The organism is Streptomyces sp. NPDC021622 (assembly GCF_040640795.1).
Classification (GTDB): Bacteria; Actinomycetota; Actinomycetes; order Streptomycetales; family Streptomycetaceae; genus Streptomyces.
The window spans coordinates 61619-84015 of the sequence record NZ_JBFACK010000017.1 but is presented as its reverse complement, the minus strand read 5'-3'; the positions used below and the strand labels follow the sequence as shown (position 1 = coordinate 84015).

Sequence of the window (22397 nt, the reverse complement as noted above, 5' to 3'; positions counted from 1 at the left end):
GGCGGCCCGCACGACGGATGGAGACGCGATGAGTACGGCCAAGAGGAAGAGCACACAGCCGCCCGCGCCGCACGCCGCCGACAGCCACGACATGATCCGCGTCCACGGCGCCCGGGTGAACAACCTGAAGGACGTCAGCATCGAGATCCCGAAGCGGCGCCTCACGGTGTTCACCGGCGTCTCCGGCTCGGGCAAGAGCTCGCTGGTGTTCAACACCATCGCCGCCGAGTCGCAGCGGATGATCAACGAGACCTACAGCGCCTTTTTGCAGGGCTTCATGCCGACCCTGGCGCGGCCCGAGGTCGACGTGCTCGACGGCCTGACCACCGCGATCACCGTCGACCAGCAGCGGATGGGCGCCGACCCGCGCTCCACCGTCGGCACCGCCACCGACGCCAACGCGATGCTGCGGATCCTCTTCAGCCGGCTCGGCAAGCCGCACATCGGCCCGCCGAGCGCGTACTCCTTCAACACCGCTTCGGTCCGGGCGAGCGGCGGCATCACCGTCGAGCGCGGCGCCGCCAAGACCAAGACCGTGAAGGCGACCTTCAACCGCACCGGCGGCATGTGTACGCGCTGCGAGGGCCGGGGCGCGGTCTCCGACATCGACCTCACCCAGCTCTACGACGACTCGAAGTCGCTCTCCGAGGGCGCGTTCACCATCCCCGGCTGGAAGTCGGACAGCCAGTGGACCGTGCAGGTCTACGCCCAGTCCGGCCTCGTCGACCCGGACAAGCCGATCCGCAAGTACACCAAGAAGGAGCTGCGGGACTTCCTGTACGGGGAGCCCATGAAGGTCAAGGTCAACGGCGTCAACCTCACCTACGAGGGGCTGATCCCCAAGATCCAGAAGTCGTTCCTGTCCAAGGACAAGGAGGCGATGCAGCCGCACATCCGGGCGTTCGTGGAGCGGGCCGTCACGTTCACCGTCTGCCCCGAGTGCGACGGGACGCGGCTCAGCGAGGGGGCCAGGTCCTCGAAGATCAAGCGGGTCAGCATCGCCGACGCCTGTGCGATGGAGATCCGGGATCTGGCCGAGTGGGTCCGGGGCCTCAAGGAGCCTTCCCCAAGCTCTTCGAGCAGGGGATACCCCACTGTCGCTCCCCTGCTCACCGCGTTGCAGCACACCCTCGACTCGTTCGTGCAGATCGGCCTCGGCTATCTCGCGCTCGACCGGCCCGCGGGCACGCTGTCGGGCGGCGAGGCGCAGCGCGTCAAGATGATCCGGCACCTCGGCTCCTCGCTCACCGACGTCACATACGTCTTCGACGAGCCCACCATCGGCCTGCACCCCCATGACATCCAGCGCATGAACGACCTGCTGCTCCAGCTGCGGGACAAGGGCAACACGGTGCTCGTCGTGGAGCACAAGCCGGAGGCGATCGCCATCGCCGACCACGTCGTGGACCTCGGGCCCGGCGCGGGCACGGCGGGCGGCACCGTCTGCTTCGAGGGCAGCATCGACGGGCTGCGGGCCAGTGACACCGTCACGGGGCGCCATCTCGACGACCGGGCCAAGCTCAAGGAGACGGTGCGCGAGTCCACCGGCACGCTGGAGATCCGCGACGCCACCCGCAACAACCTTCAGGGCGTGGACGTCGACGTGCCGCTCGGGGTGCTGTGCGTCGTCACCGGCGTCGCCGGATCCGGCAAGAGCTCGCTCATCCACGGCTCGGTGCCCACCGAGGCGGGCGTGGTGTCGGTCGACCAGGCGCCGATCAAGGGGTCGCGGCGCAGCAACCCGGCGACGTACACCGGACTGCTCGAACCGATCCGCAAGGCGTTCGCCAAGGCCAACGGCGTGAAGCCGGCGCTGTTCAGCGCCAACTCCGAGGGCGCCTGCCCCACCTGCAACGGCGCCGGAGTCATCTACACCGACCTCGGCATGATGGCGGGCGTCGAGTCCACCTGCGAGGACTGCGAAGGGAAGCGGTTCCAGGCCGAGGTGCTCACGTACACCTTCGGCGGCAAGGACATCAGCGAGGTGCTCGCGATGTCGGTGGCCGAGGCCGAGGAGTTCTTCGGCTCCGGCGATGCGCACACCCCGGCCGCGCACAAGATCCTCGACCGGCTCGCCGACGTCGGGCTCGGCTATCTCAGCCTCGGCCAGCCGCTCACCACGCTGTCCGGCGGCGAGCGGCAGCGGCTCAAGCTGGCCACGCACATGGGTGACAAGGGCGGTGTGTACGTCCTCGACGAGCCGACCACAGGCCTGCACCTCGCCGATGTCGAGCAGCTGCTCGGCCTGCTCGACCGGCTCGTGGAGGCCGGCAAGTCGGTCATCGTCATCGAGCACCACCAGGCAGTCATGGCGCACGCCGACTGGATCATCGACCTCGGGCCCGGCGCGGGCCACGACGGCGGCAAGATCGTCTTCGAGGGGACGCCCGCCGAGCTGGTCGCCGACCGCTCCACGCTCACGGGCGAGCACCTCGCGGCCTACGTCGGCGCCTGACCGGGGCCCCCTGTCATACGCGGGAAGGCCCGCCGGTAGTCCCCCGGTGACACGCCCACCTGCTTGAGGAAGTGGTGGCGGAGGTTGTTCGCCGTGCCCAGGCCGCTGAGTACGCCGATGCGCTCGATCGGCAGGTCCGTCGACTCCAGGAGGCTCTGGGCGCGCGCAAGGCGCTGGTTGAGCAGCCACTGGAGCGGGGTCGTGCCGGTGGCCGCCTGGAGGCGGCGGTACAGCGTGCGCGGGCTCATGGCCGCATGCCGGGCCAGGTCGTCGACCGTCAGGGGGCGGTCGAGGCGGGCGCGGGCCCATTCCAGTACGGGCGCAAGGCCCTCGTCGTCCGTCGCGGGCACCGAGAGGTCGATGAACTGGGCCTGGCCGCCCGGCCGGTGGGCGGGCACGACCATCCGCCGGGCGAGCTGGTTGGCGACGTGCGCGCCCAGGTCGCGGCGGACCAGGTGCAGGCACAGGTCGAGGCCCGCGCTCACGCCCGCGCTGGTGAGGATGTCGCCGTCGTCCACGTAGAGCACGGAGTCGTCGACGTCCACCTTCGGGTAGCGCTCGGCCAGTTGGGCCGTGTGCATCCAGTGCGCGGTGGCCCGGCGGCCGTCGAGCAGGCCCGCTTCGGCGAGCGCGAAGGCGCCGGTGCACAGGGAGACCATCCGTGCGCCGCCCTCGTACGCACGGCGCAGGGCGGGGGCGAGGCCCGGCGGCAGCGGTGCGCCGTCGTCGACACAGGCATCCGGGACCGACGTCACGATGACGGTGTCCGCGCCGGTCAGGTCGTCGAGTCCGTACGGCGTACGCAGCGATAGGCCGGTGTCCCCGGCGCCGCCGGCACCCCCGCCTTCGGACCCGCTGCACAGCCGGAAGTCGTACCAGTGGTCCGACAGATCCGGCTGGGGCTTGCCGAACACCGTGCAGGGGATGCTCAGTTCGTACAGATCCCAGGACGGGATCGCTATCTCCTCGGTCACGACCAACGCGACGGAACCAGCGCTCATGCGGCGAGGGTAGGACGCGGGTCTGACATCGCGCGGCCCGGAACCGTCACCGTGCCTCGCGCAGCCGGAGCAGGTACGTCGCGGTCAGCGCGACGGCGCGGTCTCCGTCCTGCGACAGCTCCACGAGGGCATGTGATGCCGTCCGGCCCGGGATGCCCGCAAGCGCCTGGGTCAGGCGTCCGCGTGCCGGCGCTTCCGTGCTGTCGTGGGCGAGGCGGTCGACGAGCCCGGCCGCGATCTCGTCCGCCGCCGCGGTGTCGCTCGCAAGGACGCTCAGGGCATCGGCGGCGTCGGTGTCGTTCCGTCCCGCCACGATCATGTCGATGAGCGTGGGGACCGCATCGGCCACCCCACGTGTCCCCAGCGCCAGGGCCGCAGGGCCGCGGACCACCGCGTCGGGGTGCGCGAGGGCATCCCGCAGCCGCGCGGCGGCTTCCTCGCCGGGCATCTCGGCGAGGGACTGGACGGCACGTTCGCGCACCGCGGCCACCGGTGAGCCGAGGCCTTCGGCCAGCAGTGCCGGGCCGCCGTCGCCCGATCGCGCGAGGGCCCATCGAAGGGCTCCGGCGACGTTCGGGTCCGTCTCGCTCAGTGCCGCCTCGACCAGGGCCTCCACCGGCACCGGCACCTCGTCGGCCGAGGAGAGGGCCGCCCGCTGGCGTGCGTCGGCGCTCTTGGACCCCAGTGCCTGAAGGAGCGCGACGATCTGGAGGACGTCCTCCCATCCTGCGGGGTCAGCGGCATCGATCCGGCGCAGCCGCGTGAGCAACTCGGTCTCGGCCGCGATGCGTTCGCGCGTCTGACGGATGAGGTCGTCGACGAGCGCCGACGGCGTGCGGCCGGGATCGTCGAGCGCGCGCCCGATCTCCCGCAGCGAAAGACCCAGCGACCGCAGGCTCTCGACATGGAAGATCCGGCGGATGTCCTCGCCGGAGTACTCCCGGTATCCGGAACCCGTACGCCCCGAGGGCCGCACCAGACCGAGCGACTCGTAATGCCGGAGCATGCGGGCACTGACCCCGGACCGCCGCGCCACCTCACCGATCAACACGCCCTATCGTCCCTCCTGGCCGGACCCGCCGAGGGCCACGACGCGCTTCGCCTCCTCGATCGCGGACTCGAACCCGGCGTCCGGGTCGCGCAGCAGCCGTTCCGTGGCGAGCGCGTGCGTGCGCGTACGCGGGTCGGGGGCCGCCGTCGCGGCACGCAGCGCCGGCCCGATCGCCTCGCCCAGCGCGACCAGGGCCCGGCTGAGGCTCAGCTGCGTCTCCCGCTCACCGCGCCCGAGCTGCGTCGCGAGGACCTCGGCCAGCGCCGGCTCATCGCCTTCCGGTACGAGCACGACCGCGGCCCGCCAGGCGCTGCGCGCCACCTCGTCATCGGCGTCGGACAGCAGCGCCCGCGTGATCGCAGGCCACGCCCGCCGGTCCCCGATCTTGGACAGCGTATGCAGCGCCTGGCTCCGTGCCTGCGCACGCTGCGAGCGGACTTCGCGGAGCAGCCGCGGAAGCGTCATGGACACCGGGTGGCGGGTGAGCGCCCAGGTCAGCATGTCGCGTACGAAGAACTCGGGCTCGACCGCGCTGCGCTCGACGAGCTTGTCCACGAAGCGCGGGTCGGGCGCCGTGCCGACCGCCAGAGCGGCCCGCAGACGCACGGACGAACGGTCGTCCGCCAGCCCCCGGAGCGCTCGCGTCACATCGGTGTCCTGTGTCGTGATCGTCATCGAGACCATCACCTCCTTGGCGAGCAGTGAAGGCCTTGTCACCGTGTCAAGGTCAAAGAGGCCGCTGTGCACGGGGGTGGGAGGTGGGAGTGGGGGTGGCGGGAATTTGGTGGTCCGCGTCACCCCTGTCACTGTCCGGTGGCGGCGCGCGCTGCGAGCGTGGTCCGCATGAGCACAGAGATCAACGCCACGGGCACGGAGATCAACGCCACGGGCGCACAGACCACCGAACTCCCGCAGAAGACCCCCGTCACCGTCATCGGCCTCGGCAACATGGGCGCGGCGCTCGCCGCCACCCTCCTGGACGCCGGCCACCCCACCACCGTCTGGAACCGCTCCCCCGGCAAGGCCGACGCCCTCGTCGGCCGGGGCGCGAAGCTCGCCGCGACGCCCGAAGAGGCCGTCGCCGCCGGTGAGTTGATCGTCGCCTGCGTACTGGACCACGACGCGCTGCACGCCGTCCTCGACCCGGTCGCCGCCGCCGGCGGGCTCGCGGGCAAGGCCCTGGTCAACCTCACGTCCGGCTCCCCCGAGCAGGCCGTCGAGGCAGCCACATGGGCGGATTCCCTTGGCCTCGGCTACCTCGACGGGGCGATCATGACCACGCCGCCGGGGGTCGGGAGCCCGGAGATGATGTTCCTGTACAGCGGTTCGGGTGATGTCTTCGCAGCGCACCGCCCGGCGCTCGCCGCCCTGGGCGACCCGCTGTACCTGGGCGAGGAGCCGGGCCGCGCCTCCCTCTACGACGTCGCGCTGCTCGGACTGATGTGGGCCACGTTCACCGGCTGGCTGCACGGCACGGCGCTGCTCGGCGCGGACACCAAGGCCACCGACTTCACCCCCGTCGCCATCCGCTGGCTCTCGCACGCCGTCACCGGTTTCCTCGCCACGTACGCGCCCCAGGTGGACGCCGGGCACTATCCGGGCGACGACGCCACCGTCGACGTACAGATCGCGTCGGTCGGCCATCTCATCCACGCGGCGGCCGACCGCGGACTCGACAACGCGCTGCCCGAACTCCTCAAGGCCACCATGGAGCGGGCGAGCGCCGCGGGGCACGGCTCCGACAGCTATGCGAGCGTGATCGAGGTGCTTCGGGGGGCGCCTGTCGTGTGACTGTTCGGAAACAACGGCGGAAAGAGCCGCGGCCGTGCACATGATGGACCCCTACACATGATGGACCGGCATCATGTCCTGGTGTCACGGGTCTTGGGGGGACCGCATGAACAAGCCGCTGCGTCACATAGCCCTTTTCTGTGGCGTGCTGACGCTCGCCCTGCTGCTGCGCGCGACGTGGATCCAGTTCGCCGAGAGCGACAAGCTCTCGACCCACGAGAAGAACCGCCGCGTCCAGATCGAGGCCTTCTCGCACCCGCGGGGCGACATCATCGTCGGCGGGAAGCCCATCACCGGGTCCAAGGAAGTCAGCGGGACGGACTTCAAGTACCAGCGGGTCTTCAAGGAAGGCCCCATGTACGCCCCGGTCACCGGCTACTTCTCGCAGGCCCAGGGCTCGACGTTCCTGGAGGGCGTGCACAACGGCGTCCTCAGCGGTGACGACGACCGGCTCTTCATCCGCCGCACCCTGGACATGCTGACCGGCGAGAAGCGGCGCGGCGGCGACGTCATCACCACCATCGACCCGAAGGCCCAACGGGCCGCCTACCAGGGCCTGGTGGACCTCGACGCGCGCGGCGCGGTGGTCGCACTCGACCCGCGCACCGGCAAGGTGCTCGCGTTGGCGAGCACTCCTTCGTACGACCCTTCCTCCTTCGCCGGGATCTCGGCGAAGGAGGGCAAGGAGTTCACCCGGCTCGGCAAGAACAAGGACAAGCCGCTGTCCAACCGGGCGCTGCGCGAGATCTATCCGCCGGGCTCCACCTTCAAGGTGCTCACCGCGGCCGCGGCCCTGGAGCACGGCGTGGTCGACGACATCGACAAGCCGACCGGCGCCAAGGCCCCCTACAAGCTGCCGCTCAGCTCCACGACGATCGGCAACGACGTGCCGGGCGCGCCCTGCGACAAGGCGTCCCTGAAGGTCGGCATGCAGTGGTCGTGCAACAACGTCTTCCTCGACACCGCGCTGAAGGTCGGCGACGACGACATGCGCGAGACGGCGGAGAAGTTCGGCTTCAACGAGGAGCAGTTCATCCCCGTCCGCTCGTCGGCGAGCAGCTACCCGGAGGACCTCGACAAGCCGCAGACCGCGCTGACCGGCATGGGCCAGGGCTCTCTCACCAGTACGCCGCTGCAGATGGCGATGGTGGCGGCGGGGCTCGCCAACGACGGCAAGGTGATGAAGCCGTACATGGTCGAGGAGCTGCGCGGCCCCGACCTCTCGGCGATCGAGAAGGGCCAGCCGGAGGAGCTGAGCCAGGCCGTCTCCGCGGACACCGCGCAGAAGGTGCAGAAGATGATGGAGCACACCGTCGACGAGGGCACGGCGAACAAGGCCCAGATCGACGGCGTCACCGTCGGCGGCAAGACCGGCACCGCGCAGCACGGCTCGAACGTCAACGACGAGCGGCCGTATGCCTGGTTCATCTCCTACGCCAAGCTGGACGATGGCTCTTCGCCGGTCGCGGTGGCGGTGTTCGTGGACCCTAAGGACATGGATATCCCGCGGTCTGAGATTGCGGGTGGGCGGCTTGGGGGGCCTATCGCCAAGTCGGTTATGGAGGCTGTGCTGGACGACTGAGCGGAGTCGTGCGCGTCTGCGGGTGCCTTGTGGCTGGTCGCGCCCACGCGGCGGAGCCGCACATGTCACAGCCCCGCGCCCCTTCGGGCCCGTCACGCCTCCAGCAGCTGGCCCGCAAGCCGCTCGATTCGCGCATGCCAGGCCGCCAGCACAGCGTCCGCGTCCTCCATGGCTCCCGTCTGCGTGAGGACCAACCGGGCGCCGTGCCCCGTGCCCTCGCCGAACTCCCACCGCACCTCGCCGTTCGGGTGGACCGCGTACGTCAGTGAAGTCGGCGCCGACACCTCGGTGACCGGACCCGCCGAGATGCCGTCCGCGAGGAAACCGTCGGGCGCGGTGTCGCCCTTCAACGGCTCCTCGCCCGCGCACAGTTCGGCCCACACCTTGTCCGCGAAGCGGACCAGCTGCCGCTCGAAGCGGATGCCGTCGCCGGTCACCTCGCCGCGGCCGAGGTCGAACTGCTCCAGATACGCCTCGTGCAGCTCCCCCGCGTCCTGGCTCACCTCGGCCCCGCTTCCGTCGAGGAACTGGGCGAGCGCCGAGAGGCACAGGTGCCAGCCGGACGCGAAGCTCGCGGCGCCGTAGCGGTCGCCGAAGGTGTGCTCGAGGGTGAGGAGCGAGCCGCCGTCCCCGTCAGGGGTGATCTCCCAGCGGAGATGGTCGTCGCCCCAGCTGAAGGCGAAGACGCGGGGCTCATCGGCGTCGGTGACCTCGCCGGTCATGCCGGGGCCCTCGTCGCCGGGGAAGTGGAACCCCATCGCGCCGCCCGGCTTCAGCTCGAGCGTCACCTCGGAGGGGAACCAGTTGGCCAGGTGCGCGGGTTGAGTGATCGCGGCCCACACCTTGGCGGGCGGGTGCGCGAGGCGGCGCTCCATCCGCAGGACGCTGTGCCGGCCGTCGTCGGCGGGGCCGAGGGTGTCGGAGTGCGGGTTCATGAGGAGTCACCGTCCATGTTCATCGTTCATCAGGACTCACGGTCCATCACGTCGAGGTGCCGTTCGAGGGCGTCGAGGCTGCCGGACCAGAGGTGCCGGTAGTGCGCGAGCCACGCGTCGAGCTCTTCGAGAGGCTCGGGCCGCAGCTCGTACCAGCGGCGCTGCGCGTCCTGCCGTACCCGCACGAGCCCGGCGTCGCGCAGCACCCGCAGATGCTTGGACGTGCCGGGCTGGCTGATGCCGAGCCGCTCGGTGAGCTCACCCACCAGGTGGGGGCGCTCCAGGAGCAGATCGAGGATCTTCCGGCGGCTGGGCTCCGCGAGGACGTCGAACGGTATGGGCATACCTCGAACATACTCCGCGAGCTATATAACCGCAACGGCATGCACAGTGCGGGTGGCTGTGCTCAGTCCCGCCCCTCCCACGGCAGCCCCCTGCTGTGCAGCACGTCGAGCCGGGACACCGCCCTGGTCAGGACCACGTACAGACGGCTCGGTCCGCGGCTCTCCGCCTCCGCGATGGCCGCAGGCTCGACGGCGACCACGTGGTCGTACTCCAGCCCCTTCGCGACGGACGCGGGCAGCACCGTCACGCGCGCGCCGAGCTCGTCCGGGCCCGCGCTCTCGATGCCCGCGGCGGTGAGGGCATCGCGGAGGCCGGGGGTGTCCGCGTCGGCCGCGATGACGCCGACGGAGCCCTCGCGGGTCAGCGCGGCGCGCACCGCGTCGACGGTGGCGGCGCCCACGTCACGTACCTCCTGAATCCTCAACTCACCGTCCCGGCGCAGGGATTGGGCAGGCGGAACATCTACGTCGAGGGTGGCGAGGACACGGTTGGCGAGCCCCACAACCGCCTTGGGGACACGGAAGCCGGTGGTCAGCGGGGCGACGACGGCATCCGGCTTCCCCAGATGGGCGAGGAGTCCGGGCCAGTCGCGGGCGGCCCACGGGGTGGTGCCCTGCGCGAGGTCGCCGAGGACCGTGAGCGAGCCGAAGCCGGCGCGGCGGGCGATCGCGCGGGCCTCCATCGGGGAGAGGTCCTGCGCCTCGTCGACGACGATGTGGCCGTACCCCTCGGGCCGTTCGATGAGCCCGGCGAGCTCGTCGAGCAGGACGAGATCGGCGCCGGACCACTTCGCCGACTTGTACGAGCGCGGCGCCCTGGCCCAGCCGATCGCCTGCTGCTCCTCGGCCGTGAGGACGCCGTCGGCCGCGGCGGCGAGCGCTTCCGGGTCGGCGAGCAGGGCGGCGAGCACCTCTTCGGGCCGCGTCCTCGGCCAGGCCGCGTCGACGAACGCCGATACGGGGCGGGCCCGGGAGATCTTCTGCAGCCAGGCGTTGTTCACGGCGCCGGCGCGGCGCTCGGCCTGGAGCTGGATGTGCCGGACGGCGCGGGTGCGGACGCGCTCACGCCCGACGGCGTACGGGGGTTCCTCCGCGCGCACGTCCTCGATGATCCGCTCCAGCTCGTCGAGCGGGACTCTCCAGGTGTACGAACCTTCGGGTACGGCAAGGGAGTCGGCGGGCGGCGCGACGCGCTCGTAGAGGGCCCTTCGCAGGACGACGGCCATCCGGGCGTCGTGCTTGACGCGGGCCGCGGCCTCCCTGTCGCGGGCACGGACGGGGGCGGTGGGGCGGGCGATCTCGTCCTCGACGGTGGACTGCCGTACGCCCGTCTCGCCGAGGGAGGGGAGCACCTCGGCGATGTAGCGGAGGAAGGTGCGGTTGGGGCCGAGGATGAGGAGTCCGGCGCGCTGCACTCGCTGGGGGTAGGTGTAGAGGAGATACGCGGCGCGGTGCAGTCCGACGGCCGTCTTCCCGGTGCCTGGCGCGCCCTGGACACAGACGGAGGCGCCGAGTTCACCGCGTACGAGGTCGTCCTGCTCGGGCTGGATGGTGGCGGCGATGTCCCGCATGGGGCCGACGCGGGGGCGCTCGATCTCGCCGGTGAGGATGCTGCTGGTCCGCGTGGGCGGCGCGGGCGGCGCGTCCGGGGTGTTCGGGCTGTTCGGCGCACTGCCGGCCAGCGGCTCGTCCTCCAGGCCGGTGAGGTCTGCGGATTCGCCCTTGCTGCCGGGCGCCCAGCCGAAGCGGCGGCGGACGGCGACGCCCTGCGGGTCGCGCGCTCCCGCCTGGTAGAAGGCGCGCGAGACGGGGGCGCGCCAGTCGACCACCAAGGGTGGGGCGGAGGGATGTTCGGTGATGCGGAGACGGCCGATGTGATAGCTCTGCCCACGGTGATCACCCGCTTCGTGGGCGGCGGGACCGGCGGCGGCGAAGTCCAGACGGCCGAAGAAGAGGGGCGCTTCGGGGAGTTCGCGCATCGCTTTGGCGTGGCTGCGGAACTCGTAGCCGAGAACTTCGGCGTCGGCGCCGGACGCGGAGACGTCCGCTCCCCTGACGACCCGCTCCTTCGCCCCGTCGACCATGCCGGCCAGGGCGGCGCGGCAGGTGTCGTGGTAGCCACGTTCTTGGGCGAGGGCGCGGTCGAGAGCGCGGTCGAGGGAGGCGTCGGGGACCGGGTGGGGATCAGAGTCCGGGTCCGGGTCCGGGTCTGGGTCAGGAAGGGCATCGAAGGGCGTCACACCGACGAGAATAATGTAACCGAGTTAAATTTGCCTCCCGGTAAAATTCGTAACCGCGAATCACGCGTGCGCTAGGCTGCCCCCATGACGGACGAAGAGGCGGCGGCACCCGGGCCCGGGGCCCCCGGCCTGCGGGAGCGCAAGAAGCAGCGGATGTATCAGGCGATCTCGGAGGCGGCGATCGCGCTCTTCCTGGAGAAGGGCTTCGAGAAGGTCCCGGTCGCGGAGGTGGCCGCCGCGGCCGACATCTCCAAGCCGACCCTGTTCCGCTACTTCCCCACCAAGGAGGACCTCGTCCTCCACCGTTTCGCCGACCACCAGGACGAGGCGGCCAGAGTCGTCACGACCCGCCCCGCCAAGCGCACGCCCTTGGACGCCCTGCAGCGCCACTTCCTCGACGGCCTGGAACGCCACGACCCGGTGACGGGCCTCTGCGACCACCCGGCGGTACTCGCCTTCCACCGCCTGCTGTACGGGACGCCGTCCCTGGTCGCCCGCCTCTACGAGTACCAGGACCACTCGGAACAGACCCTGGCCGAGGCCCTGGGCGGCGACGACCCCCTCACCGCACGCCTCGCCGCCGGCCAGATCATCGCCGTACAACGCATCCTCGCCATGGAGAACTGGCGCCGGATGGACGCGGGCGAGAGCGCGGACGAGGTATGGCCGGACGCGGTGGCAGCGGCGAACCGGGCGTTCGGACAACTGCGGTCGGGGCTTTCAACGCAGCACGGCTGAGGTCCGGCCGACCGGCCAACCTCCCTAAGAACCCGACGAGTTGTCCACCAGCACGGCAATCCCGTCCAAGACCCGAGCGATCCCGAACTCGAAATCGAACTCCGCATCCTCGGCGCCTGCCCCGGCATCGGCGCCGACGTCGGCATCGGCATCGGCATCGGCCACATCCAGAACCCCCGCCCCCAGCAGCCGCCGCAGCGCGGGAAAGCGTTCGGGTTCGGACGAGGTCAGGGCGTCGACGGTCCGCGCGTACCGCCGCATCGCCTCGCCGGGATCCTGCCCCCGCTCCCGCATGCCCGCGTCGAGATCGGCCATCAGCGCGACATCGCTGCGCACGAAGCCGCTCACGAGCATGAGCACCGACAGCTTCCAGCCCTCCTCAAGGCCACTGTCGTCGAGCGCGGCGAGCCCCTGCTCCATCCACTCCAGCTGGTGCGGTGTCGCGGGCGGCGAAGTGATGGGGATACGGACGATCCACAAGTTGCCCCGCAGAACATCGCGCTGGGCCCGCGCCCACCAGTCCAGGCGGGCCCGCCACCCCGTGACGTCGGCCGGCATCGCGGGAGGCGCCCCCGTGGCGGCGTCCTGCATCAGGACGTACAGCTCATCCCTGGAGGAGACGTACCGGTAGAGGGACATGGGCGAGGCGCCGAGCGCCTTCGCGACCTTCCCCATGGAGACGGCGCCGATGCCGTCAGCGGCCGCGATGGAGATCCCCGCGTCGACGATGCGGTCCAGCGTCAGGCCGGGCTTCGGCCCCTTGGGCGACCGCTCGCGCAACCCCCAGGCGGTCTCGAGGCTGGGGGAAAGACCCGTACCGCCCGCAGCACCATCCGCCGCCTCCGCCATACGCCGCCGCCTCCTCCTGAGCTGCCGTGCTTGACACACATCGTAGTTCTGCGTAACCCTTACTCAGTATTGCGTAAGGGTTACGCAGAAAAGAAGGGCTCGCCCTCATGCCGCCACCAGTCGCGTCCATCACGGCCAGCGGACTGACCAAGTCATACGGAAAAGGCACCCGAACCGTCCCGGTCCTCCGCGGCGTAGACCTCCAGGTCGCCCCCGGTACGGTCTTCGCCCTCCTGGGCCCGAACGGCGCCGGCAAGACGACGGCGGTCCGCATCCTCACCACGCTCACCACCCCCGACGCGGGCACGGCACGGGTGGCGGGCCACGACATCCGCACGCACCGCCGCGAGGTCCGTCGGACGATCAGCCTCACCGGCCAGTTCGCCGCGGTCGACGAGACACAGACCGGCGCGGAGAACCTGCGCATGATGGCGAGGCTCGCGGGCCTGCCACGCCGGGCGGCCCGGGCCCGCGCCGCCGAACTCCTGGACCGTTTCGGCCTCATGGACGCCGCGGACCGCCTGGTGCGCACGTACTCGGGAGGCATGCGCCGCCGCGTCGACCTGGCGGCGGGCCTGGTGGGCGACCCGGAGGTCATCTTCCTGGACGAGCCGACGACGGGCCTGGACCCGCGCAGCCGCCAGGAGATGTGGCGGGTCGTACGCGACCTGACGACGCACGGCAAGACGGTCTTCCTCACAACCCAATACCTGGAGGAGGCAGACCAACTGGCCGACCACATAGCGGTGTTGCACGAGGGCCGCATCGTGGCGGAGGGCTCGGCAGCGGCCCTGAAGTCACGCGTGGCGGGCCACCGCCTGGACGCGACACTGACCACCCCGGAGGCCTACATGCGCCTGTCCACCCGAGCCACGCACCACGCCCCCGAAACCCTCACGCTGGGCTTCCCGACGGACGGAACGGCACGCGACGTACGAGGACTCCTCTCCGAACTGGACCCGGACTGCACGCAGTTCAGAACATTCACCCTGACCACGGCAACGCTGGACGACGTATTCCTGACGCTCACGAGCCCTGAACCAGAAGGGCTGACCCATGTCTGAAGCCCTGATCATGACCGGCCGGGCGATCCGCATCAGCCGCCGCAACGTGGACGCCCTGATCACCTCGATGGCGCTCCCGGTGATGCTGCTCCTGATCTTCGTCTACTTCTTCGGCGGCGCGATCGACACGGACACACCCTCGTACGTGACGTACGTGGTCCCCGGAGTCCTCCTGCTCTGCGCCGGCTTCGGTTCGTCGAAAACCGCGTTCGCGGTCACGGAGGACCTCAAGGGCGGCATCATCGACCGCTTCCGCTCCCTGGACATCGGCGGCACGCAGATCCTCACGGGCCACGTCCTGGCCTCGGTGGCACGCAACCTGATCGCGATGACGCTGGTCCTGGCCCTGGCTTTCGCGATCGGCTTCCGCCCCTCGGCAACACCCCAAGGCTGGCTGGCGGCCACCGCGGTCCTCTCGGCCTTCATTCTAGCCCTGTCCTGGCTCTCGGCGACGGTCGGCCTCCTGGCCAAGTCCCCCGAAGCGGCGGGAGGCTTCACCTTCTTCGTGAGCTTCCTCCCCTACCCGAGCAGCGCCTTCGTCCCCACGAACACCATGCCGAACTGGCTCCAGCCGTTCGCGACCCACCAGCCGGTGACCCAGGTCATCGAGTCGATCCGGGGCTTGCTCCTCAACCAGCCTGTGGGAACCACGCCTTGGGCGGCGGTGGCTTGGTGTGCGGGGATTCTGGGGGTTTCGGCGGCGGGTGCGGGGGTGTTGTTCAGGTGGCGGACGGGGTGATGGGGGGTACGACCGGCTGCCGACGCCACGAAGGCGTGGCCGCCAGCTTCCACACGCCTTCGAAGTGACTGATGTGCATGGCAACAGCCGCCTCGGCAGCCTCAGTCCCCTCCTTTCGTGATCGGACAGAAAGGTCCGTGTCATAGCCCTTTGGGTCGTAGACGTCGCAATCAGGATTCTGTGTAGGCATGATGACGGCGACGTCGTAGAGACCGTGCAGCACAAGATCCCTGTTGAAGATGCATACCTTGTCCCGTGGATCACCGTTGTACAGGCGGTACTCGGAGTGAACAGTCACCCGACCGTCGCTGGTCAACCGCTCCGCGAGCCGGGACAGAATCTGGTCGTAGTCACGGCACTTGGCCTCGAGCCTCGCCCGAAACTCGGGGTAGTCGACGGGACTCCCATCGGGACCCACACGCGACGGCACCCTCATCTCACGCCCGAAGTCCGGTATCAGCATCCTGATCGACACCGATTTTGTCTGCCCCGGGTTGTCCAGAAGTCTCGAAAGCCGGTAGTAAAGCTCGTTGTAGAGCGTCTCCCCCGTGTAGCCGAGGAAGCAGATTTCTACGTCCTTGGCACGGAAGGCCTCGCTCACGAGCCCGCCCAGCTCACGAGATGTGACCAGAGTGGAGTCAGGCGACCGGAACGAGGCGGTGAGCTCCACAACCGCGCTGTACAGCAGGTATCCCACCAGACTGAGCAGGGCGGCGCCCAGGTACGCCTGCTCCTGGAGAGCATCCCCGACCGGCTTCACAAACTGAGCAATCAGCCCGGTCACAAAGATGCCCAGTAGCAGAATCCGTGTGGCAACCGACTCGAATCGAGTACGGTACCGGCGCAACCATCCGCCTAAGCCACCATCCGCCGCCCCGTTCCCACTACCCGTCACACGTGCCCTCCCCCGAGCAGGCCACTACTGCATTTATCTCACCACTCCATGCTCACCGCACGGAAGGGCACGGGCAAGACTAGGGTTGGCCATCGGACTGGCGCGGAGCCCCAAGGCAGCAGTCGCAGCAGCCAGTGTCATCGCATACGAATCCACAGCACGTCGCACATTCGGGGCGTCCAGACCTGTGCTGGTGACCAGCCGGTCCAGGTCCACATAAGCGGACCGGACGATCTCGATCCATCGGTACACCCGCCAGTCGTTTTCCCATCCACCCGTGAAAGCACTGGAGAGGCTTCTGCTCCACCGGGCGAACATGCGACGCCTGATCTCGGCACGGATCGGTGTCAGATGCATATGGCGGACCAAGTCATACAAGGGATCGCCCACCATCGCCATCTCCCAGTCGATGATGGTGAGTTCGCCCTCATTGCCATGGCGTACGAGATTCCAGGGATTCAGATCGCCGTGCAGCAGGGACGCTCTACGTGGGCTCACGTGGTGGCGGCCCAGAATCTCCCTCAGCCGGGACGCGGTCGGCAGGCCAAGCTCCCTTGCCAGCTTCTGCGACTCCTTGGGCAACTCCACGACCAACCTGACCAGTTCGTCGCAGAGCGAGCTGTAGAAGTCCGAAGGCCCACCCGTGGGGTCCAATTGACAGACATCGATGCGAGTTATCGCAACCAGCTGCTTCACCAAATGGTCGGCCTCGTTGGGACGCAAGCCGTCTACTGGGTGATCCGGCGGCAGGTCACCGGGGCCGGATCCCTCGTAGGAATGGATGGCGAACTGGTCCTTCAGATAGCTGGTCCCCAGAGCCAGCACGCGAGGTGCCCGCACTGGCAGCTTCGCCTGCTCAATGGCCCTGAGCACCGCGTGTTCACTCAGGATGCTCCGCTCGCGCCGCCCGGCAGAGCTCAGCTTGCGCCGCACCACGACCGGGCTCCTGATGCCGGCCACCCTGACCACTGAGTTGAGGTGAGCTGTTCCTTTGAAGACTCGGGAGGCAGGGGCAGTCCCCTCAGCGACCAGAGCCTTGACCACGACGGACCGTGGGAAGTCGGAGCGTTCCGGCACACGTTCGCTCGGCTCCCAGGAGAACGCGGTCGCCTGCGGGGCGCGTACCCCAGACCGGGCGGTCGCCCAGCGGAAGAGGGTCCGCTGGATCTCTTCGACCTCTGGCACTCGCGTCAACTGCAGGGGTGCTGCAGCGACCTCGAGTGCCTCGCGTACGGCCAGGCCGGCTTCGTCCACACCTCGCTGGCCGGGCGCATTCTCCAGCGATTTGGCCGCACGTATCACGTCCGGATAGACGGACTGGGCCTGTTCGAAGGCGACGTAGTGATCCAGGTCCCGGGTCAGACCTTTGGTAGCCATGGGCCTGAGGGCTTCCATAGCGTCCCCCCACGCTGCGATCACCTCGCCCCACTGGTCGTCCGGGTACCGCATGCGGACCAAATGGGTCGCCAGATCGTGCAGTGGGTCGCCGTAGCTGGCTAGTTCCCAGTCCACGCAGATCATTGGCGGGGCGCCACCGTAGGAGAAGATCACGTTGTCGCGATGCAGATCCGTATGAAGCAGGCTGTAAGGCCGCCGGGCCATGCTCGGTACGTGCTCAGCAAGCCTGAGCAGTGCGTCTTCAGGGACACCGAGGGCTGCGAACAGCCCACCGAAATCATTCCAATTGGGCTGCCGGATCTGCCGCTCCGCGAGATGCACGAGAGTCCGCAGGAACGACTGCCCGCCCTTGTCGCTACGAGGCCAGGAGGCCGGCAGCGGCGGCAGCGATTCCCGTCTCACCTGAGTCATCTGCGCGAGCAGGTCGGCCAAGGCCTTGATCAGCAAGGAGTCGACCGGTTTGCCGTTCTGGCAGATGCTGGAGAACGGCACGCCTTCCACATAGCTGTGCACCGCGGAGTCGCCCCGCTTGGCAAGGCACTCGGGCACATGCGGCAGTACGCCCTTCACCGCACGCAAGATTGCCGACTCGTCCTGCCAGGTCCTGATGACAACCGGCAGTGCGTCCTTGATCCGCAGCCGCACCGTGACCGGCGTCCCCGGATCACGGCCCACCAGGCACGCCATGGGTTCCGTCAGTGGAAGCACATAGTTCCGGTTGTGGTGCCCCCTGCTCATGTCCCCATTCCGCAGGGCGTGCCTGACGAAATGGTCGTACGCGTCGTCCTCGTCGCGCTCCTCCGTGGAATCCAGGGAAGGGGAACTGGGCACAGGCAAGTCGCCCACAGGCCGCTCCTGGATAGTCACGCGGGAAAGCCGAAAGTGATGCACACCCTAGTGGCGCATGAGGGCAGGGACGACTACAGGGCGGTAAACGATGGTCTCAACGAGGTACGTGCCGCTCCTTGGATGACGTCACGTTCGAGAAGCTGCCGTTTAGTGGCGGTTCGCTTACGGCTTCGCGAGATGCTCCCAGCAGGACTCGAACCAGGCCTGCATGCTGTCGACGAAGAGAGTTCCCTGCGAATCCGGGGTGTCGTCCCGCACATAGTGAGTGAGGACAGATCCGAGGCCAAGCACGTCCAGTGCGTCGATCTCCTCACCGTCGTCCAGCTGGATACGACGCTCCATCACCTGATACGGCCCGTGCAGCGCCTCGGTGCCGTTGAGCAGGTAGAGCTTGAACGCGGGCGTCAGAGGCGCTCGCCGCGCTTCCACGCGTACGTCCGGAACCAGCCCTTCGGTGTGCAGATCCCGCAGCGCGTTGCGCAGCGACGCAGTGTGCCGCCTTGTGATGTCGCGCAGGCGCTGCTGAGGGCGCGGGTCGGCCAGGTCGTCCTTGGCGCGGGGGTAGGGGAGGTCCAGGTCCTCGGCGGGCAGCAGGATGCGGACGCCGATGCTCTCCGGGGTGATCTCTCCCACGCGTATACGTTCCGCTTGCACGCGGATGTGGGCGTCCAGCGACTCCGAGGTGAGGGTGTAGACGTCCAGAGTGACGTGCGGGGCCGCGAAGGCAGCCCCGATGATCGGCCCGAGTGAGACCCGCCCCGTCCCGTGCTCCCGCCGGCCGGCGGAACTCGTGTGGGCCAGCGGCACCATCACGACACGCGAGCCACTGCCTTGCCTGGACCGGATCAGGCCTTCACTGTTCAGCTCCCTCAGCACCCGCTGAATGGTGTCCCGGGAAACGTCGAGTTCACGCGCCAGCTCGCGCTGGGTGGGGAGCATACTTCCGAGCGGATACGTGTCATCGGCGAGCCGAGAGTGCAGCACGTCCGACACGCGCTGAAACTCGCTGCCACCACCGTCACCGGCCCGTTCGCTGACCACGCGCCGACCGTACCTCTGCCGGACACCGACCAGACTGCGTCCGGTCAAATTGGACGGAAAGTTGATCGCTTCGCCGGCTCCGGGCGAGGCCTCACGCCTGCCCCCGCAAAACCCTCAACACCAACTCCAGCGAACTCACCACATGCTCCGCCCCCGCCGCCCGCAGCACCTTCTCCTTGCGCTCATTACGCGCGTAGCCCAAGAAGCCCACCCCTGCGACCTGGGCGGCTTCGTAGTCCGTCGGGGCGTCGCCGATCATCAGGGCCGCGGCGGGCTCCGCGCCCATCGCGTTGAGGGCGCGGTTGAGGCAGTGCGGGTGGGGCTTGAGGAGGTGGAGGTCCTGGGTGCGGCCGTAGATGTGGGGGGTGAAGCAGTGGCTCAGGCGGCGGGCGGTCAGGTAACTGGTCACCGCTCTGGCGGAGTTGTTCGTGGTGATGGCCAAGCGGGAGCCCATTGCGTGCCACGTCATGATGAGCGGATCCGCGTACTGCGTGGGCCAGGCGGAGCTCACGGCCGTGAGTTCCTGCTGGGTGAGACGTTCCTCCAGTTCGGCCACCAGATCGCTGCCGGGATGCCTGCGGTCGACCGCGCGCAGCACCACGTGCGGATCCGGCTCCGCCCGTTCCTCCTTGGTCAGAAGGCCGCGCAGGCCCCGCTCCTCGAGCCAGCGCACCTGATCACCCGCGATCCGCTCCGCCGAATGCCCGGCGAAGAGCCGGCAGATGGGCCCGTCGAAGTCGAAGAGCACGAAACGGGCGGGAGTGATTAGTTCTCGAAGTTTCTCGGTCTCTTCTGCCATCCGCTCAGTCTGCGTCGTATCAGGAGTCACCAAGAGAGTGTCAGGTCAGTCGAGATGGTTTCCCAGAGGGCGGTGAACCATTTCTGCGACTCGTCGACGAATGCCGTGTCCCGATGGGTCGCCCCCGTCTCGAAGGAGAAGAGGGGGGATGTCAGGCCGCCCACGTCGTACGCCTCCACCTCCGTGGTGCCTACGTCCAGGGTGTTGCGCCCGATCGTGTAGTAGGCGAGCAGGGCCTCCCTGCCGTTCAGGAGGTATAGCTTCACGGGAGTGGTGAACGGCAGCGCGCGGAACGAGATATCGACCTCGATGCCGTGCGACTGCCGCAGCGCACGCAGGTTGTGGCGCAGCACCTGACCCTGGGTGTTGCGCAGTTGGAGCCAGCGCTGGTGGACCCTGCCCCCCTCGTCCTCGCCGTCGATCGGCTTCGGGAAGGCCAGGTCGATCTCGCTGCTCGGCAGCAGGATGCGTACGGAGATCGACTCGGGGCGCAGGGTGCCCTCGTGGATGAGGCGGACCGGCTCGCCCAGCGCGATCATCAGGGTTTCCGCCGTGAAGGACACCACGTCTATCCGGACATGCGGCTGCGAGAACGCCTCCGCGAGGCGTGGTGCGAGGCCGACCATCGATGCTTGTGGTTCCACGCCCGACGCGGCCGGTGCCGACGGGGCCGCGGCGACCCTCGGTGGACTCCCCTTGCTCACGTTCGCGAGCAGCCCGTCCCCCTGCAGCGTCCTCAACGCCTGCCGCACCGTGCCCCGTTCCACGCCGAACTCCTCCGCGAGCACCGCCTGCGTGGGAAGACGGTCACCCGGCTTGAGGGCGCCGGAGCGGATGCGGTCACGGAGGGCGTCGGCGATGTCCTGAGGGGAGAGCTTTCTACTGCCGTTCACTGCAACGTTCTCCTGGGTCACGACCAGACGATACAACTCCCCGCCATCTCACGGCAGTTGTCTTGAAGTTGTTTATGGCGTGGGACCAAGTGGGGACAACTTAAGTGAAGTTGGTTGCCAACTTACTCAAGATGGCAAAAGGGGGAACCACCATGACCGTCATAGCCCTCCTCGCAGCCGTGTTCGCCGTCACCTTCGAGCAGTTCGTGCAGTGGCAGTACGGGCCCATGGGCATCGTCGGACTGCTGCTGCTCACCGTTGGCATCAAGGCGAAGAGCCCCACCTGCAGTTCCATCGGCGCCGTCGTCCTCGCGCTGATGATGACCCGGCCCGCAATCTGAGGGGACCGGACTCAGCCCCGCGCCAGCTCCAGATCCTGGCTGATCGTCCCCCACAGCGCGTCGAACCACAGATGCGACTGCTCCACGAACGTCGTGTCCCGCAGCCCGTCACCCTGCTGGAAGGGGAAGAGCATCGACTGCGCGCCCTGGGCGTCGTACATCTCCAGGTGCTCGTGGTCGATCTCCTCGCTCTGCTTGGTGAGGGTGTAGTACGCGAAGAGCGCCTCCGAGCCGTTGAGCAGGTACAGCTTCACCGGCGGCGTGAACGGCAGGGCGCGGAACGAGACGTCCACGTCGATCCCGTGCGAGGTGCGCAGCGCGAGGAGGTTGTGGCGAAGCACCTGCCCCTGCGCGTTGCGCTGATCGAGCCAGCGGCGGTGTACCTGGCCGCCCTCGTCGTCACCGCTGTCCACCGGTGCCGGGAAGGCGAGGTCGATGCTGCGGCTCGGCAGCAGCACCCGGACGCTGACCTTGGCCGGTTTCCGCTGTCCGGCGTGAATCTGACGGAGGGGTTCCCCGATCGCCATCGTGAGCGAGATGGAGGTCAGACAGAGCGCGTCGATCTCTACGTGCGGGGCCTCGAACGCGGCGGCGATGCGCGGCGCGAGGCCGACCATGGTGGGCTGCGGCCTGACCCCGCCGGGCCCGGAGAGCGGGCGGCCACGGGTGTCGGCGACCGTCGCCGGGCTGCCCTTGGACACGTTCGCCAGCAGGTTCTCTCCCTGGAGGATGCGCAGCGCCTCGCGTACGACGCCTCGCTCCACACCGAACTCGTCGGCCAACTCCGCCTGGGTGGGCATGCGTTGGCCCGGCCGCAGCGCACCGGACCTGATCCGTTCGCGCAACTCGTCGGCCACGTCGCGGTGCGACGTGTGCGGCCTCTTCATCCCATTGACGGGGGCATGTTCCGGGCTCACAACCAAACAGTACAACTTCGCGCCATCTTTGGGGAGTTGCTCGGAAGGTGGTTATGAGTCGAGCCATCGCGGAGATAACTCAGATGAAGTTGGTAGCCAACTTAGGCAACCTGGCAAGACCCTCCGGGGTTGGCCACCAGCCGTTGGCCGTCGGATGGCTACCAGCCGGATGGGACCGGGTCCCCGCCCGGTCCCGAAAGGGGGAACGTCATGCCGCTCATCGCCATCGTCATAGCCGCCCTCGCCATTGGGTTTGAGCAGCTCATCCAGTGGAAGTACGGACCGTTGGGCATCGTCGCCTTCGTCCTGCTGACCGTGGGCATCAAAGCCAAGAACACCAAGATCAGCGGGGTCGGGGCCGTGCTGCTCGTCCTGCTGCTTGCCCAGTCGGGCTGATCAGACGGGCTGACCGGGCTCCCATCCGGAGGGGAGCCGGGAGTCCGGTCAGTCGCTCAACTCGAAGAAGTTCAGAAGA

21 protein-coding genes are annotated in these 22397 nt (G+C 68.9%); 8 read left to right on the top strand and 13 right to left on the bottom strand.

What is annotated here, in order from left to right:
* The first annotated feature begins 28 nt into the window (after positions 1 to 28).
* Positions 29 to 2455: an excinuclease ABC subunit UvrA gene (locus tag AB0G47_RS30095; RefSeq protein ID WP_360776442.1), complete on the top strand. Its 2427-nt coding sequence runs from the start codon at positions 29 to 31 to the stop codon at positions 2453 to 2455.
* Here the strand turns inward: AB0G47_RS30095 and AB0G47_RS30090 are convergent.
* From AB0G47_RS30090 to AB0G47_RS30080, 3 genes are read right to left on the bottom strand one after another with little or no spacing between them, the layout of a single operon-like run.
* Positions 2440 to 3456: a helix-turn-helix domain-containing protein gene (locus AB0G47_RS30090; RefSeq protein ID WP_360776440.1), complete on the bottom strand. Its 1017-nt coding sequence runs from the start codon at positions 3454 to 3456 to the stop codon at positions 2440 to 2442. The two genes, AB0G47_RS30095 and AB0G47_RS30090, sit on opposite strands and share 16 nt — an antisense overlap.
* Before the next feature lie 46 nt (positions 3457 to 3502).
* On the bottom strand, positions 3503 to 4507 hold the full coding sequence (locus AB0G47_RS30085; RefSeq protein WP_360776438.1) for a MerR family transcriptional regulator: 1005 nt from the start codon (positions 4505 to 4507) through the stop codon (positions 3503 to 3505).
* A 3-nt stretch (positions 4508 to 4510) separates the two neighbouring features.
* Positions 4511 to 5182 (bottom strand): HEAT repeat domain-containing protein, encoded by a 672-nt coding sequence (locus tag AB0G47_RS30080; protein ID WP_360776682.1) that lies wholly within the window; start codon positions 5180 to 5182, stop codon positions 4511 to 4513.
* A 168-nt stretch (positions 5183 to 5350) separates the two neighbouring features.
* On the opposite strand from AB0G47_RS30080, the gene AB0G47_RS30075 reads away from it, so the two are divergent.
* Complete coding sequence (locus tag AB0G47_RS30075) at positions 5351 to 6298, top strand: NAD(P)-binding domain-containing protein (RefSeq protein ID WP_360776436.1); 948 nt, start codon at positions 5351 to 5353, stop codon at positions 6296 to 6298.
* A 106-nt stretch (positions 6299 to 6404) separates the two neighbouring features.
* Complete coding sequence (locus AB0G47_RS30070; RefSeq protein ID WP_360776434.1) at positions 6405 to 7880, top strand: penicillin-binding protein 2; 1476 nt, start codon at positions 6405 to 6407, stop codon at positions 7878 to 7880.
* Positions 7881 to 7972: 92 nt separating this feature from the next.
* Here the strand turns inward: AB0G47_RS30070 and AB0G47_RS30065 are convergent, their stop codons facing one another.
* The 3 genes from AB0G47_RS30065 to AB0G47_RS30055 form a co-directional block, all read right to left on the bottom strand.
* A complete protein-coding gene (locus AB0G47_RS30065; protein WP_360776432.1) occupies positions 7973 to 8815 on the bottom strand; it encodes an SRPBCC family protein in 843 nt (280 codons plus the stop codon).
* 29 nt (positions 8816 to 8844) lie between these two features.
* A complete protein-coding gene (locus tag AB0G47_RS30060; RefSeq protein WP_360776430.1) occupies positions 8845 to 9159 on the bottom strand; it encodes a metalloregulator ArsR/SmtB family transcription factor in 315 nt (104 codons plus the stop codon).
* A gap of 62 nt (positions 9160 to 9221) precedes the next feature.
* On the bottom strand, positions 9222 to 11399 hold the full coding sequence (locus AB0G47_RS30055) for an AAA family ATPase (RefSeq protein WP_360776428.1): 2178 nt from the start codon (positions 11397 to 11399) through the stop codon (positions 9222 to 9224).
* Positions 11400 to 11483: 84 nt separating this feature from the next.
* On the opposite strand from AB0G47_RS30055, the gene AB0G47_RS30050 reads away from it, so the two are divergent.
* A complete protein-coding gene (locus AB0G47_RS30050; RefSeq protein ID WP_360776426.1) occupies positions 11484 to 12137 on the top strand; it encodes a TetR/AcrR family transcriptional regulator in 654 nt (217 codons plus the stop codon).
* Positions 12138 to 12161: 24 nt separating this feature from the next.
* Here AB0G47_RS30050 and AB0G47_RS30045 read toward each other — a convergent pair whose 3' ends face one another.
* Positions 12162 to 12986: a TetR/AcrR family transcriptional regulator gene (locus AB0G47_RS30045; RefSeq protein ID WP_360776424.1), complete on the bottom strand. Its 825-nt coding sequence runs from the start codon at positions 12984 to 12986 to the stop codon at positions 12162 to 12164.
* A 107-nt stretch (positions 12987 to 13093) separates the two neighbouring features.
* Here AB0G47_RS30045 and AB0G47_RS30040 point away from each other — a divergent pair, with 107 nt between their 5' ends.
* Together AB0G47_RS30040 and AB0G47_RS30035 are read left to right on the top strand one after the other, a co-directional pair.
* Complete coding sequence (locus AB0G47_RS30040; protein ID WP_360776422.1) at positions 13094 to 14050, top strand: ATP-binding cassette domain-containing protein; 957 nt, start codon at positions 13094 to 13096, stop codon at positions 14048 to 14050.
* On the top strand, positions 14043 to 14789 hold the full coding sequence (locus AB0G47_RS30035; RefSeq protein WP_360776420.1) for an ABC transporter permease: 747 nt from the start codon (positions 14043 to 14045) through the stop codon (positions 14787 to 14789). The genes AB0G47_RS30040 and AB0G47_RS30035 overlap by 8 nt, the downstream gene beginning before the upstream one ends.
* Here the strand turns inward: AB0G47_RS30035 and AB0G47_RS30030 are convergent.
* From AB0G47_RS30030 to AB0G47_RS30010, 5 genes are all read right to left on the bottom strand, one after another.
* A complete protein-coding gene (locus AB0G47_RS30030; RefSeq protein WP_360776418.1) occupies positions 14770 to 15573 on the bottom strand; it encodes a hypothetical protein in 804 nt (267 codons plus the stop codon). The two genes, AB0G47_RS30035 and AB0G47_RS30030, sit on opposite strands and share 20 nt — an antisense overlap.
* Before the next feature lie 144 nt (positions 15574 to 15717).
* Positions 15718 to 17820 (bottom strand): aminoglycoside phosphotransferase family protein, encoded by a 2103-nt coding sequence (locus tag AB0G47_RS30025; RefSeq protein WP_360776680.1) that lies wholly within the window; start codon positions 17818 to 17820, stop codon positions 15718 to 15720.
* A gap of 273 nt (positions 17821 to 18093) precedes the next feature.
* Positions 18094 to 18924, bottom strand: a complete 831-nt coding sequence (locus AB0G47_RS30020; RefSeq protein ID WP_360776678.1) for a winged helix-turn-helix domain-containing protein — start codon at positions 18922 to 18924, stop codon at positions 18094 to 18096.
* Between the two features lie 139 nt (positions 18925 to 19063).
* On the bottom strand, positions 19064 to 19771 hold the full coding sequence (locus AB0G47_RS30015; RefSeq protein ID WP_360776416.1) for an HAD-IA family hydrolase: 708 nt from the start codon (positions 19769 to 19771) through the stop codon (positions 19064 to 19066).
* Positions 19772 to 19797: 26 nt separating this feature from the next.
* Positions 19798 to 20691, bottom strand: a complete 894-nt coding sequence (locus AB0G47_RS30010; protein ID WP_360776676.1) for a GntR family transcriptional regulator — start codon at positions 20689 to 20691, stop codon at positions 19798 to 19800.
* A 125-nt stretch (positions 20692 to 20816) separates the two neighbouring features.
* Here AB0G47_RS30010 and AB0G47_RS30005 point away from each other — a divergent pair, with 125 nt between their 5' ends.
* Positions 20817 to 21005 (top strand): hypothetical protein, encoded by a 189-nt coding sequence (locus AB0G47_RS30005; protein WP_360776414.1) that lies wholly within the window; start codon positions 20817 to 20819, stop codon positions 21003 to 21005.
* A gap of 11 nt (positions 21006 to 21016) precedes the next feature.
* Here AB0G47_RS30005 and AB0G47_RS30000 read toward each other — a convergent pair whose 3' ends face one another.
* Positions 21017 to 21892, bottom strand: coding sequence for a GntR family transcriptional regulator (locus tag AB0G47_RS30000; protein WP_360776412.1), 876 nt, complete (start codon positions 21890 to 21892; stop codon positions 21017 to 21019).
* 240 nt (positions 21893 to 22132) lie between these two features.
* Here AB0G47_RS30000 and AB0G47_RS29995 point away from each other — a divergent pair, with 240 nt between their 5' ends.
* Complete coding sequence (locus tag AB0G47_RS29995) at positions 22133 to 22318, top strand: hypothetical protein (protein ID WP_360776410.1); 186 nt, start codon at positions 22133 to 22135, stop codon at positions 22316 to 22318.
* The last annotated feature ends 79 nt before the right edge of the window (positions 22319 to 22397 follow it).